Here is a 13,914-nt window from a genome sequence, read left to right on the forward strand (position 1 = left end):
GGCATGACCGTCATCGCCGTCACCGGCCACATGGACCTCACCGAGGAGAGCGTCCTCCTGGTCCGCGAAGCCCTCGGGGCAGCACTGGCCGAGCACGCCGCCGACGGGCTCACCGGCGTCTCCTGCATCGCGAAGGGCGCCGACGCGATCTTCGCGGACGCGGTGCTGTCGCTCGGCGGCGAACTGGTCGTGGTGGTCCCGTCGGCCGACTACCGGCAGGCCAAGGTCAAGCCCGACCACGCCGAGGAGTTCGACCGCCTCCACCGGGCCGCCGCCGAGGTGGTGGTGATGCCGCACGCCGAGGCCGACCGCGAGGCGTACGAAGCCGCGAACGGGGAACTGCTCCGCCGCGCCGACCACCTCTTCGCGGTCTGGGACGGCCGGCCGGGCAGCGGGCGCGGCGGTACGGCGGACACCGTGGCCGGTGCGCGGGAGGCCGGAGTGCCGGTGACGGTGGTGTGGCCGGACGGGGCGGCCCGCCGGAGCGGCTGACCGGAGCGGGGCCTGCCGCACCCGCCCGAACGACCGGAGCCCGCGCGCACCCTCGGGGGAGAGGATGCGCGCGGGCTCCGTGCCGTCGTCAGCGGGTCGGTCAGTTGGCGTCGGCCGGGATGGTGCCGAGGCGGCCGGCCTTGAAGTCCTCGAAGCCGTGCTCTCCGGGCAGACGGCCACCGCCGACGACATCCCGGCGATCAGGGACGCATTCGTCTCCAGTGGCGCGCTCCGCGCGACCGGCCGCCGCGCCGAAGCCCTGGCCGACCGCGCGAGGACTGTCATACCGACCCTTCCCCTCGGCGGGCCGGCCACCGAGTACCTGATGGACCTCCTGGCCGCCCGCGTCACCGACAACCTCGCCAGGTGGACCACCGAAGAGTGAACTCGGTGGAGCCCGCACCTCCCGCCACCCTAGGCTCGACCGACCGACCGAATCAGGAAGGTACCGTGCCCACAAACGATCTCTCCTCGCGCACGTCCGTGAGGCCCTCCTGGGATGAACTCCCCTTCCCCGTGCGGGAGTCCGTGCAAGCGGTCCTCGGCTCGCCCGTCGCCGGCTCCCAGGCCCAGACCGGCGGATTCAGCCCCGGCCTCGCAGTCCGTGCCACCCTCGCCGACGGCCGGGCGGTGTTCCTCAAGGGCGTCGCCACCGACCACCCCGTCCACGGGATGTACGCCGACGAAGCGACGATCAACCGCAGCCTGAGCCACCAAGTCCCCGTACCGCGGATGCTCGACTCCTGGGAGGCGGGCGGGTGGCTGTTGATGGCTTTCGAAGACATCGACGGCGGCCACCCCGACCTCAGCCCCGGCTCGGCCGACCTCCCCGCCGTCATCCGGCTGCTCGACCAACTCCCCAAGACAGTCAGCCCGTCCCCGATCCCCGACGCCCCGACCGTCGCCGCGGTCCTCGAAGGCGGCTTCCACGGCTGGCAGGCACTCGCCGACCAACAGGCCGAGCTCGACTCGTGGTCCGCGCGCCACCTCGACCGGCTCGCCGCCGTCGAGCGCGACTGGCTCGCCGAATCCGCCGGAGACTGCCTCCTCCACGTGGACCTGCGCGCCGACAACATGCTCATGCGCGACGGCGACGCCCTCGCCATCGACTGGGCCTACCTCCACCAGGGCGCCGCCTGGATCGACCCCGCCTTCCTGGTCCCCCAACTGATCCGCGCCGGCCACACCCCCGCCCAGGCCGAAGCCCTCATCGCGGACGTCGCCTCCTGGGCCGCCGCCCCACCGGACGCGATCACCGCCTTCGCCGCCGCCCAGGCCGGCTACTGGGAACGCGGCTCCCGCCTCCCCGCCCCACCCGGGGTGCCCTACCTGCGCGGCTACCAGGCCGCCATGGCCGCCGTCGGCCGGACCTGGATCGGGTTCCGCACCGGCTGGCACTGACGCGATCCCTTGGTGGCCCCGGGTGAACACCCGGGGCCACCAAGGGTTTCAGCCTCTTCGGCTGCCAGCAGTCGGTCAGTTGGCGTCGGCCGGGATGGTGCCGAGGCGGCCGGCCTGGAAGTCCTCGAAGGCCTGCTGGAGTTCGCGGTGGCTGTTCATCACGAACGGGCCGTAGTGGGCGACGGGCTCGCGGATCGGGAGGCCGCCGAGGAGGACGAACTCGAAGGTGGCCGAGCGGGAGTCCTGCTTCTCGTCGGCGCGGATGGTGAGGGTGTCGCCGTCGCCGAAGACGACGGCCTGGCCGGTGTGGAAGGGGCGGCGTTCGGCGCCGGCGGAGCCGCTGCTGGCGAGGCCGTAGGCGAGGGCGTTGAAGTCGGGGCGCCAGGGGAGGGTGAGCTGGGCGCCGGGGGTGAGGGAGACGTGCGCCATGGTGATGGGGGTGTGGGTGGCGCCGGGGCCCTGGTGGCCGTCGATCTCGCCGGCGATGACGCGGATCAGCGCGCCGCCGTCGGCCGAGGTGAGGAGCTTGACGCTGCCGCCGCGGATGTCCTGGTACTTCGGGGTGATCATCTTGTCCGAGGCGGGCAGGTTGACCCAGAGCTGGAGGCCGTGGAAGAGGCCGCCGGACATGACGAGCGACTCCGGCGGGGTCTCGATGTGCAGCAGGCCGGAGCCGGCCGTCATCCACTGGGTGTCGCCGTCGGTGATGGTGCCGCCGCCGCCGTGCGAGTCACGGTGGATGAAGGTGCCGTCGATGATGTAGGTGACGGTCTCGAAGCCGCGGTGCGGGTGCCAGGGGGTGCCCTTGACCTATGCCAGTTAGGGGACCAGTAACATCATCGTTTGTGTCCACACCAAACGTCATCACCGGTATGGACGTCCATGCGGCCATCTACTCCCGCCAGTCCGACGCGCGGGAGAACGCGAGCGAGGCGTCCACCATCACTCAGCGCGAAAAAGGCGTTGAGGAGGCCAGGAAGCGCAACGCCGCGTCCATCACCCACTACGAAGACCTCGGCATCTCCGCCTTCACGGGGGTCGAGCGGCCGGACTTCGAGAAGCTGTTGCAGGCGTGCCGCGCGGGCCGGATCAACCTGCTGATCGTCTACTACATCAGCCGCCTGTCCCGGCTGGACCCGCTCGATGCGATCCCGATCGTGATCGAGCTGCTGAACCTCGGCGTGACCATCGTCAGTGTCACCGAGGGTGAGTTCCGCAAGGGCAACCTGGTGGACCTGATCCATCTGATCATGAGGCTCGACCAGTCCCACAACGAGAGCAAGAACAAGAGCGAAGCCGTCGCCGGGGCGAAGAACACCGCCCGTGACCTCGGCGGGTACACCGGAGGCAAGGCTCCGTACGGGTTCGAACTCAAGGCAGTGACCAGGTTCACGGCGGACGGCAAGCCCATCGTCGTCCAGATCCTGGTGCACACGGAGAAAGAGCCCGAGGTCATTCAGGGCTGGTGGGCGACGATCAAGAAGCACAAGGACGAGCCGTACGACCCGAAGCAGCGACGGCACCCGGGCTCGCTGGGTGGCATCGTCAACAGTATGAACAACGAGGTCATCGTGCCCACGCGCGGAGCGACCTACGGGAAGAAGACCAAGGACAGCGCGTGGGACACGAAGACCGTCAAGCGCATCTTGCGCGATCCTCGGATAGCCGGGTTCGCGGCCATACCTGTGTACAAGATCACCGAGGACGGCCAGACGACGACCCAGATCGAGAGCTACCGCATCCTGCGAGACCCCGAGACCATGAAGCCGCTCCAGATCTACGACCCGATCATCCCGCCCGAGGAGTGGTACGAACTCCAGGAGTGGCTTGACGGCCGGGGCCGAGGAAAGGGCCTGTCGAGGGGCCAAGCGCTGCTCAGTGCGATGGACGTGCTGTTCTGCGAGTGCGGTGCGGTGAAGACCTCGCATGGCGACGCCAGCAGGGTCAAGCGGTCATATCGGTGCCGCCGCCGCAAGGTGCTGCCGGGCCAGCACGCCGGGGAGTGCACCATCAGCCAGCCAGCGCTTGACGACCACACGGCCCGGAGCGTCTTCGCCCTGCTGCGCGAGGTTGAGAACGATCATGAAGCGCTGGCCGTCCTCGCCGAGGCCACTCGTCGCTTCGGCGTGGCCAACGAGGCACCCGAGCATGCCCGTGAACGCGCGATGCTGGTGGCCGAGAGGGCTGACGCCGTGCGAGCCCTCGAAGATCTGTACGACGACCGCAAGGCGGGCGGTTTCCGGGGTGACATCGGCCGACGCCGGTTCATTGCGGAGGAGACTGCCCTGCTGAGCCTGCTCGAAGCCGCAGAGGCCCGGATAGCGACGTTGGAGGAGGTCATCACGCCGGTGATCCCCATCGCGGAGTGGCTGCCCGCAGACCCGGCCGCCGACCCGATCGGCCCGGGCTCCTGGTGGGCGGGTGCGACCATCGCGGAGCGCCGGAAGTTCATCAAGCTCTTCGTGGACCGCATCACCGTCTACAAGTCCAAGGAGCGCGGTGGGCGGACGCCCGTTCACGAGCGGGTGACGATCGACTTTGCGAAGCGGAGCGAGCAGGCGGAGGAGAGCGCCGGACGAGCCCTGTAGCGGCAAGAGCAACAGAAAGAGCGTGCCCCGAACGGTGATGTTCGGGGCACGCTCTCTGTGTTGGGCAGTGATCAGTCGATGGCCAACCGTGGTGCTCGGAAGGACAGTTCAGCGCCACCGGACACGAGGACGGTGACCAGTTCGAGGGCGAGGCGGCAGATGGTGTCGCCCGTGGCCCCGACGAGCCGGGAACGGACCTCGGCGGCGGAGTCGGCGAACAGCCGGGAGGGCGACCGGAACTCGAACCGGCCCAGCTCCGGGTGTCCGGCGAGCCGGAAGGAGACTGTGGTCTCCGGTTGCGGAGCTTGGAGCCGCTTGGCGAGCGCGGAGCGTTCGCCGGCCGAGACGGGGCAGCCGCACGGCATACCGCGCAGGTCGGAAGGCGATAGGAACAGCGTTCCGTCGCAGTGGTGGACGAGCCCCTTCGGGCCCCACAGCCGCAGTTCGGTGGACACGGCGGCGGGGCTGTCGAGGACAACCGGAAGAACGGCCGAGCGAGTCACCAGATCGGCTTGTCCGTCGTCCAACGTCGGCAGGCCGCCGAGGACCAGGGCGACGGCCGAGGCCGTTTCCGCAGTGGTGTCGGACAGCCGCCAACTCGGCAGCGACTCAGGGCGGTTCTCCTTCCGACGCCCGGTGTAGAAGCGTCCCGTGGTCGGAGCCGTCGGCCACAGAGGAAGGTGTTCGTCCGTGAGCGGTAGGGCGAGGACGGTCACTTGCTGTCCCCCTCCCGCTTGAGGCGTCGGGTGGCGGCGCGGTTGTCGCGGACGGTTTGGGCGAGGAGTTCTTCGCCGGGGGTGTAGCCGGTGGCGAGGTAGCGCCAGTCGGACAGGACGAGGGTGGTGGCGGGGTCGAGGACGGGCCGTCCGTCGCGGATGCGGGCCTGTTCGGCCTGCCAGGTGCGGCGGGCTCCGCGCAGGGTGCCGAGGGTGGTGGAGTAGCGGCGGGACTTGGTGGAGAAGTGGCCCCGGAAGCCGAGCATGTGGGCCCACTTGGTGAGGTTGAGCCCGGCGAAGTCGGGGAGTGCGCCGAGGTGCCAGCAGGTGCGGATCATCTGCCGGACGTGGGCGGCGACCTTGAGGTCCGCGAGGGGGTCGGCGAGGCCGGTGCCGTCGCAGGTGCGGCATTCGGCGGTGAGGCCGGGGACGGTGGGGGTCCGGCCGCGTCCCTTGCAGGTGGCGCAGTACAGGGGGCGGTCGATGGTGCCGGTGCCCTCTGCGCTCTTGGTGGCGTACTTGGCGATGTAGCCGGCGACGGCGGCGTCCGTGAGCGGTTCGGCGGGGTCGGCGGTGCGGTCGGGGCGGGCGATCTCGCGGACGTCGATCTGTGCGCCCCAGCGGAGTTGGCGTTCGCCGATGGCGTCGCTGGTGACGGTGACGACGGCGCGTTCGGCGGCCTGGCGGACGGCGCCGGTCAGCAGGTCGGGGGTGGCCCAGGAGGGCGGGGCGGTGGTTCCGCCGTCGGGGCCGTCGAGTCGGACGATGGCGTGGAAGTGGACCAGGCCGCGCTTTTGGAACTCGGCGACCTTGGCGAAGGAGACGCGGCAGTGCTCGCGCAGTTCGGTGGTGGTGAGTCCGGCGGCGTGGGCGACGGCTCGGCGCAGGTAGGTGGTGAAGCGGGCCCAGAGGGCTCCGGCGTGGGCGTTGAAGAGGACGGCTCCGGTGTAGTCGTAGGCGGTGGGCTCCAGCGGGGTGCCGAGGGTGGGGTGGTCGGCTCCGTGGAGGGTGCCGCAGCGGCAGGGGAAGGGCTTGCCGGTGCGGGTAGTGGGGCGGTTGTGGACGGGGCCGAAGGTGGGGGCGGTGAGGGTGGCGAAGACGCGCGGGTGGGTGCGGACCTGTTCGGGGGTGCCCTTGCCGCCGGAGAGTCCGGCGCGGATGAGGTGGTAGGTGTCGGCGGCGTAGGTGCGGGAGCAGGCCGGGCAGCGACTCGCGCGGCGGTTGCCGCAGGCGACGAGGAGGCGGCCGAGGGGTTCGGTGTCGGTGGTGTAGTGCCGGAGCACTTCGTGGGTGGTGGCGTCGAGGGTGGTGGTGCGGCCGGTCAGTTGGACGGGTTGGGTGCAGCCGGCCAGGCGCTGGACGGCGTGTTCGATGCGGTCGAAGTCGTCGCGCTGGGCGAGGGTGATCAGGTCCCGGGTGAACAGGGAGGGGACCGTGCGGGGGTCGGGTTCGGTCATCGGGGCTGTCCTTCCGGGCAGTTGGGGAGGGGTTCGGGCATGGGGGTGCCGTCGCGCCGACCGCGAGGGGTTGCGGTGCTCGCGGTCGGCGCGAGGCGGGTGAGGGGTGGGTCAGGCGGTGGCGGTCAGATCGGCAGGCGCAGACAGATGCGGCGCGGGCCTCGGATCAGGTTCCGGGTGATCCGGACGGGGGCGGTGTTGCGGTGCCGGTCGGGCGTCCGGCGGGACGGGATGGGCGGTCGGGCGGCCACTGTGCGGCGGAGGAGCGGAAGGGCGGGTTTCACGGCGGTTCTCCTTCCGTCAGGCCGCGAGGAGGTGGGCGGGGTCGGTGGTGAGGTGCGCGGTGGCCTTGGCGATGCGGGCGACGTAGGCGGGGGCGACGTAGGGAGTGCGGACCCGGATGAAGCCTTCGTGGCCTTCGCGGGCCATGACGGCGACGCCGACGAAGTCGGGGTGCTGCATGGTGCTGGGGTCCATGTCCTTCCACTTCCGGATGTTGTCGCCGAGGGTGGCCACCGCGGCTTCGGTGCTGCGCTGGGCGAAGGAGAGGGCGACCGGGCACACGTCGCGGATCGCAGTGGGGATCGCGTCGCCGGTGGGCTTCTGGGTGATCAGGATGACCAGGAAGCCGGGCGCGCGGCCCATCTTGACCAGTTCCTCCACCAGCCGGGCGTTCTCCTGCGCGAGGGCCGCGAGACGCTTGGTCTCCGGGTCACTGCCCCGGAAGTCCCGGAAGAAGGTGTGAGCCTCATCCACGACCAGGACGACCAGCGGCCACTTCGGGGTGGGGCCGAGGTGCCACATGTTCGTTACACCGAGGGTGCGGCGGATCTGCTCGGCGCGGTCGCGGCGGAGCTGGACAAGGCGCTTGAAGAGGGTGTTCGCCTCCTCCAGGTTCGCGCCGGCGAAGGCGAACAGGCGCTCCGCCACGTCCGCGTAGTCGCCTTCCTCGGCCTTGTAGACCTTGCCGTCGGCGACGGCGAACTGCACGGCCCCGGATGGGGCGAGCTGGGAGAGCAGCCCGTTGATCAGCGAACTCTTGCCCTTGCCGGGTAGGCCGCCGACCAGCATTCCCGGCACCTCGGCCATGCGCAGCACGGCGGGCACGGCGTATTCATCGAGGCCGAGGTCCCACACCGACAGGTCGGCGGGCGCGGAGCCGTCCGGGGCGGTGGTGCGCTTGGCGGCGAGGGGTTCGGTGCGCACGGCGCGCAGGACCAGGTAGCCGGGCCGGTCCACGGCGACGGAGACCCGGGTGCAGTTCCAGGCTTCCGCCAAGTGCTCGGCGTGGCGCTGGAATTCGGCGAGGCCGACACCGGGGGTGGTGCGGACGGTGATCCGCACGCCGTAGCGGTCGCACTTGGTGGCGATTTTGGGGACGTGGATCGCGGGTTCGCGTCGTCGCTGGCCGTCGATGACGACGGTCTGTCCGAGGGTGGGGTGGCGGTCGACGGTCACCAGGCCGAGGGCCTTGGACAGGCGGGCCCAGCGGCGGCGAATCCAGAACGCCTGACGACGGCTGGTCCGGGTGTCCCGGTCCGAGGCGATGTAGCGGCCGGCGACGAACAGCCCCCGGGCGAACATCACCAGCAGCAGGGCGGCGAGGCCGTAGAGCAGCGGGGCGGGGAAGGCCCGGATCAGGGCGGGCAGAAAGTCAGCCCCGAGGGTGGGGCTTGGGGTGAGCGACAAGAGGGTGTCCTGAGGGGAGTTGGCGCGGTGCCGGGTGTGCGGGCCCGGCAGGAGAGAGCATGGGGGCAGGGCCCGGCCGGGCCGAGGAGGGGAGGCTCCACCGGCCCGGCCGGGGCGGCTCTGCCGATCACGACTTGGCCGCCTTCGGCGCGGCCACGGCGGCGTTCGCGGGCAGCGCGACGGCCGAGAGGACAGACAGCGACTCGGCGCGGTAGGCGACGCCGTTGGACACCTGGCCGTTGAAGACGTTCGCCCACGGGGTGGCGACCAGGCCGACCGGGCGCACGACCGAACCCGGGGCGAGGGAAGTGTCCACACCGCCCTCCGGGACGGTGACCTTGATCAGCTGTGCGGTGCCCTCGTAGGTCTCCACCAACTGCACGGTGTAGAGCGTCGCGCCGCTCTCGCGGTCGGTGGCGACCAGGCCGGTCGAGGCGTCCGCCAGCTTCACGGCGGGCGGGGAGGCGACCATGTGGACGGTGCCGGTCAGGTCGGGACGGATGGTGATACGAGCCATGGAAAACTCCAGGAAGGGGTAAGGGAAAAGGGGAGGGGGAAGGTGGAGAAACGTTTCTCCGGCCCTTTGTTCACCCCGTCGAGCGGGGTGTGCGGGACAAGAGAAACCGACGCCTGCCGGTGCTGTCGAGGGGCGTTTCGGAGCCCGCACGACCGGCCCGAGAGCAAGCGAGAGACGATGAGAAACGGCACGAGCGGGCGAGAACGACCAGCCCACCCGGAGTGTGGCGCAACCCACACCCTGCCGCCGGTCCGGTGCTTCCTTTCGCTGGGCAGTGGCTCCGGACGGCGGCGCAGACAACAGAATTTCGCAGACCGTATCTCCGTGTCATCTACTTGGCGGGGAGACACACCTGCTGCTATCAGGCCCCTGCCTGTCTCATCATTGGAACCCTCCGAGTTTGTTAATCTTCTTTCGCTGCAAGCGAGTTGAAGGCGGCAGCAAATTGCTTTGTGGTGTGTGCCACATGGCCTTTTCGGGGCTCTGCGGCACGTCGTGAGAGCAGTTTGCTGCGGTTTTCAGGCTTGGTGCGGCCGGAGAAAGCTGGTAGACGACCCGGCCGCGTTCCCACCCTCCGCCACCGACGGCCCGACGTATCGGGCTGATCTTGTGCTAGGCGTCTGCGCGGGTCGCTCCGAAGCCCCGCACGACCCACCCTCGGGCCCCGGCGGCCGAACCCGTCCGGCTGGTCTCGTGGTAGCCGCCCGCACCGGCCTTCCGGAACACGCCGGGGAGCAAGGCGAGGCAGAGCCCGGAGCAGTACCGCCCACGGGCTAGCGGTGAGGCGATCGACGGCAGCGGGGGCGGGCAGGGCGGAGGCAGGGCCGCTGTCGGATCTTGGAACCGCTGTCGGCCAAGTGGGCACGGTCGGAGGACACACGGCCGGGAAGGCGAACGCGGAGCCGAAAGGGCGTGTTCAGACTTTCTTTACTGGATCAAGGGCGGCCCGCCGATGGCGGGCCGCGCGCCGCCGCGTCTCCGCCCGCCGCTCCTGTCTCGCGCCCCGCTAAGGGCGGCCCCACTGGCGGCGCAAGAACGTGTTCGGAAGGCGGCACGGGGCCCGGCAGGAGCCCGGACAGGCACAGGCGGCACCGTGAGCAGGTCACAGCCGATGGCTGAGCGCCGTTCGTCCAGGCTCCCCGCTGCTCGATGATCCGGGGCGGACGGAACCCGTCAAGCCCGCAACGCTGGCCACCATCGCCAACTACTGCTCCAGGAAGCGGGCTTGACCGAACCCGCCCACCCCTACTCTCGGCAGCTACGGGGAGCCCGGCCGGAATGGTCCCCATCGTCGGTTTCCCGACAAGGGAACGCCCTCTGTTGGTGCTGGCTGCGCGAGTTCAACATGCCTGCGCTGCATACCTATTCGTGGCCAAATGTCCCGCCGGGAGAAGTTGTTGACCGCACGCAATGCATGCACCTGCACCGCGACCAGAGCACCAGCGGGCCACGGATCGCATCCTCAACACCACCCTCCAGCGACAGCCTCCCGGAAGGTTGGCCGCACTCCGAGCAGCGTCGATCCGCTTCCTTCGCCTTGTAGCAGACGAGGCACAGCAGCACCCCCGGTTCTTCAACCAGCAGAGCAACCGGCTGCGGGCTGTCTGTCAGATGTCCGCACGACCTGAGCGAGCCCCGTTCGCTCACGGCCATCATCAAGGCCAAGGCATCACGCTGCCATCGCGGAGCCTGGGCCACTGGGAGAGCGGACTCTCTTCTGCCCTGCGCAGTCAGCCACAGCGAAGCATGAACACCCGCAGCGCGGACCTGATCATCAAGGGCCACCAGCCCCGGGGCACGCAATTCACCCATCAAATCCCCTGGTTTCCTCATGCGGCTGCCCCCGCCTGTCGAACGCCAGGGGCAGCCTGTGTCGATCCGTCAGGCGTTGGGTCAGACACCCGTCCAGGGCATCAGGAGGTTGTCCTCCGCCGTGGCGTCCATCAGGAGTTCGTCGCAGAGGCGGCCGAGCCAGAATCCGGACTGGCGCAGGCGGCCGGCGGGCTTGAACCCGGCCTTCTGGTAGGCGGCGACGCCCGCCACGTTGGGTTCGAGGACCTTGAGCCAGACCGTGCGCAGGGCGGCGTACTGGAAGGCCCAGCGCAGCGTGAGCGCGGTCGCCTCGGTGGCGAGGCCCTTACCCCGGGCTTCGGGGGCGAGGAGGATGACGAACTCGGCGGTGCGGACGGCCGGGTCAATCTGAAGGGTCGTCAGGCCGAGGGGGGTGTGGTCGGTGGTGCCGATGACCTCGAACTGCGGATAGTTGCGGTTGCGGCCCTGCGCCTCCCAGCCACCGGCGCGGACCTCCCAGGACTGGGCGACCTGGGTACCGAAGCCGAGGATGGTGCCGGGGTCGTTCTCCCAGCGGTGGTACTCCTCCAGGTGGTCACGGCTGGGCATGGCCAGGCTGACGCGGGTGCCGTCGAGCAGGACGAGCGGGGTGCGGGACATGGGTGCCTCGTTCAGGGTCGGGGGTTGATCGGGGTGTAGTGGTCGGTGTGCGCCGGTTCTTCGACCGGACGGCCGTCGCCGTCGCATATCCAGGCGTGCAGCCGTATCGGGTCGGTGGCGATGCCGTGGCGCCAGACACCGCCGCGCCCGCCGAGGGTGAGCAGCAGGGCAGCCGCGGCCGACTCTTCCAGGCAGGCGACCCGGGCGGGAACGTTTCCGGCAGCCCAGCGGATCGAGCGGACGGCGAGGCTCGCGTGCGCGGCGGAGGGCGGCGGCAGCGCGCTGCCCGTCTCGGCGAGGCGGCGCAGCCGTCCGAACCGCTCCGATCGGGGACCGGCCGTACGAACCGCAAGGGTGGTAGCCAGCACGGCGGTTGCAGCGATCCGCCAGGCCAGCGGCGGGCGTCCGACGGCGGGCAGGCGCACCGGCACTTCGCTGGTGCCCCAGGAGACGGCCGGGTCGTGGACGAGTACCGGAGCGGGCGCGGGGCTGTTCTCCAGAGCAGCGAGCCACCGGTTCAGCGCGTCGCCGGTGAGGAGGACGGTCTCCCCGTTGCGGTAGTTGACGACCACGCCCGCCCGGCGGGTCAGGGCGGTGACGGTGTGCACCGTCGGGAGGGGCGGCCTCATGCCGGGATCTCCCAACGGACGGTCCGGGTGACCGACTCAGCGGCGCGGAGCCACAGCTCGGTGCCCAGGACGGGTTCGATCAGACCCCACGGGACGTCCGCCCCGAGGGCGGCATTGCGCAGCAGCGAGCGCAGAGCAGCCGGCCGGAGCAGGCCGAGGGCGGCGAGGTGGCCGTCTACCAAGTCCAGGACCGCGCTCTGGTTGGCCCGTAGCCCCTGGTGGTGGTCGGCGGTGAAGATGCCTTTCGCACCCCGGCCGAGGACGCTCGGCGGAAGCAGTCCGGCCACGGCGTCGGACAGCATCGGCTTGTAGCGGCGGGCCGACCAGCGGTCGGCGGCCGGGGCCGCGAGGACCGACTCCACAACGCGGGTGTCGGTGAAGGGGTTGTGCATGGTGATGCCGTGCACGGCGGCGAGCTGGTTCTCCGTCGCGGCGGTACGGCCGACGTAGCGGGCTTCTTGCAGCAGCAGTCGATCGGCGTGCCCGAGGCCGCTGGTGTCGGGGTGCGGCATGGTGGCGGACGCGGCGAGGTCGAGGGTGTTGGTGGTCAGCCATGGCATCGGGACGGCCGTCGCACCGGGGTCGCCCACGACGGAGGCCACGGCTTTCCACGGACTCGTGCGGTACAGCCGCGCCCAGGTCTGGGCATCGCGGGCCAGCCGCAGCAGTCGGCCGGAGCGCGCGAGGTCCACGAGATGGGCCGGAGGAGGCATGAACAGCGAGTCACCGCCGTCGCCGGTCAGATGTACCGCGATCCCGTCGGATGCCAAGTGGCGGAACTGTGCGAGGAGTTGAGCGGAAGTGATCGCGGACGGGGCGGGTTCGTCGGTGAGGGGGAGGGTGCCCAGGTCGGTGAAGGGCAGGTGCTCCGGCCCGAGCGCCATCAACCGGTGGCGGATACGGGGGAATGCGTGGGCGACGGTACGGGCGTGGTCGAGGTCCCCGCCTTCCTCGCGGCCCTTGGGGTGGTAGGTGAGGCCGACCACCGGGCCGCACTTCGAGGCCAGTACGGCGAGGGTGGTGGAGTCCAGGCCCCCCGACAGGTCAGAGGAGGCCATGCGGTCCGTGACCCGGATCGCCACGCCGTCCGTAAGGTCTTCACGGAGCCGCTGCACAGCATCGGACCAGGCCAACCGCAGCTCCCGCCGGAACGGCGTGATCGCACAGGTCCCGTGTTCGGTGGCCGTCCAGCGATACCCGGGCGGGAGCTGTTCCACCCCCGTCCAGGCCGAGCGGCCGGGCACCCAGGCAGTGGGGTCGGAAAGGTGCGCGGCGAGCCAGGCAGTATCGGGGCCGGCACCGACCAGGGAGGCGAGTGCGAGCGAACTCGACGCCCATACCGGGTTGTTGCCCGCAGTGGAGAGGTAGACGGGAGCAGCACCGGCGGGGTCCGCCCAGACCGTCACCGTGCCGCGCCCGTCGTCCAGCACCAACGTGTACGCGCCGGACCAAGCGACGGCCGCAGCGTCGATCCGGCCGAACTCGGCACGCTCGACAAGCCGGGTCAACTCGGTGCCGGTCGCACCGCACGGCCCGAACACCGCAAGCCGAAGCCCACCGGCTCCCCGCGCCTGACGCACCGGCACATCACCGGCGGACCAGACCGTCGCTCCGCGCCACAGCACCCGCGCGCCGACCGGCACCGGAGCGCCGACGGGGCGGCCGAGCATCCCACCGAACCACTTCATGTGATCATCTCCGTGACCTGTGCTCCACCGACGACACGGCGGCACCGGAATCGGACGGTGCCGCCGCGCCATCACCTGTCAGGCGTCGTACGGGGAGCGCTTGGCTTCCACGCTGTTGTTCGAGCTGCCCTTAGTCAGGAGCGCCGCGTCACCGAGGAGCACGGTCTCCTCCTCCGGTTCTCCGTCGAGCTGGGTGAGTTCCTGCATGTTGATCACCTCCTTTGCCGGTCCACTCGGGGCGGGAGAACCCGCCGCGGATCGATGCCCCGGACTCCGGCCACACTCA

At 70.6% G+C, this 13,914-nt stretch carries 12 protein-coding genes and 1 pseudogene; 4 read left to right on the forward strand and 9 right to left on the reverse strand.

Features of this window, described 5'->3' with window-relative positions; genetic code table 11:
• Nucleotides 1–3: 3 nt before the first annotated feature.
• The 3 genes from KSE_RS20335 to KSE_RS20345 all read left to right on the forward strand — a co-directional run bounded on the left by KSE_RS20335 (nt 4) and on the right by KSE_RS20345 (nt 1,893).
• Nucleotides 4–492, forward strand: a complete 489-nt coding sequence (locus KSE_RS20335) for a hypothetical protein (RefSeq protein WP_014137219.1) — start codon at nt 4–6, stop codon at nt 490–492.
• A 157-nt stretch (nt 493–649) separates the two neighbouring features.
• On the forward strand, nt 650–877 hold the full coding sequence (locus tag KSE_RS20340) for a hypothetical protein (protein WP_231873194.1): 228 nt from the start codon (nt 650–652) through the stop codon (nt 875–877).
• Between the two features lie 143 nt (nt 878–1,020).
• Entirely contained in the window at nt 1,021–1,893 is an 873-nt protein-coding gene (locus tag KSE_RS20345; protein WP_148283127.1) for a phosphotransferase, read from the forward strand.
• A 75-nt stretch (nt 1,894–1,968) separates the two neighbouring features.
• Here KSE_RS20345 and KSE_RS20350 read toward each other — a convergent pair.
• Nucleotides 1,969–2,700 (reverse strand): annotated as a pseudogene (locus KSE_RS20350) (pirin family protein); the annotation flags it as partial.
• A 38-nt stretch (nt 2,701–2,738) separates the two neighbouring features.
• Between KSE_RS20350 and KSE_RS20355 the strand changes: the two are divergent.
• A complete protein-coding gene (locus KSE_RS20355) occupies nt 2,739–4,481 on the forward strand; it encodes a recombinase family protein (RefSeq protein WP_231873195.1) in 1,743 nt (580 codons plus the stop codon).
• A 71-nt stretch (nt 4,482–4,552) separates the two neighbouring features.
• Here KSE_RS20355 and KSE_RS38645 read toward each other — a convergent pair whose 3' ends face one another.
• From KSE_RS38645 to KSE_RS41360, 8 genes are all read right to left on the reverse strand, one after another.
• On the reverse strand, nt 4,553–5,197 hold the full coding sequence (locus KSE_RS38645; protein ID WP_014137224.1) for a recombination directionality factor: 645 nt from the start codon (nt 5,195–5,197) through the stop codon (nt 4,553–4,555).
• Complete coding sequence (locus KSE_RS20365; protein WP_014137225.1) at nt 5,194–6,654, reverse strand: replication initiator; 1,461 nt, start codon at nt 6,652–6,654, stop codon at nt 5,194–5,196. The genes KSE_RS38645 and KSE_RS20365 overlap by 4 nt, the downstream gene beginning before the upstream one ends.
• Nucleotides 6,655–6,954: 300 nt before the next feature.
• Nucleotides 6,955–8,343, reverse strand: a complete 1,389-nt coding sequence (locus KSE_RS20370; protein ID WP_014137227.1) for an FtsK/SpoIIIE domain-containing protein — start codon at nt 8,341–8,343, stop codon at nt 6,955–6,957.
• A gap of 127 nt (nt 8,344–8,470) precedes the next feature.
• Nucleotides 8,471–8,860, reverse strand: coding sequence for an SCO3933 family regulatory protein (locus tag KSE_RS20375; RefSeq protein ID WP_014137228.1), 390 nt, complete (start codon nt 8,858–8,860; stop codon nt 8,471–8,473).
• Nucleotides 8,861–10,753: 1,893 nt separating this feature from the next.
• Nucleotides 10,754–11,311, reverse strand: a complete 558-nt coding sequence (locus KSE_RS20380) for a GNAT family N-acetyltransferase (RefSeq protein WP_014137229.1) — start codon at nt 11,309–11,311, stop codon at nt 10,754–10,756.
• A gap of 11 nt (nt 11,312–11,322) precedes the next feature.
• Nucleotides 11,323–11,940 (reverse strand): lasso peptide biosynthesis B2 protein, encoded by a 618-nt coding sequence (locus tag KSE_RS20385; protein ID WP_033259392.1) that lies wholly within the window; start codon nt 11,938–11,940, stop codon nt 11,323–11,325.
• A complete protein-coding gene (locus KSE_RS20390; RefSeq protein WP_014137231.1) occupies nt 11,937–13,628 on the reverse strand; it encodes an albusnodin/ikarugamycin family macrolactam cyclase in 1,692 nt (563 codons plus the stop codon). The genes KSE_RS20385 and KSE_RS20390 overlap by 4 nt, the downstream gene beginning before the upstream one ends.
• Before the next feature lie 78 nt (nt 13,629–13,706).
• A complete protein-coding gene (locus KSE_RS41360) occupies nt 13,707–13,835 on the reverse strand; it encodes an albusnodin family lasso peptide (RefSeq protein ID WP_106437698.1) in 129 nt (42 codons plus the stop codon).
• Between the last annotated feature and the right edge of the window lie 79 nt (nt 13,836–13,914).

Source organism: Kitasatospora setae KM-6054 (assembly GCF_000269985.1).
GTDB lineage: Bacteria > Actinomycetota > Actinomycetes > Streptomycetales > Streptomycetaceae > Kitasatospora > Kitasatospora setae.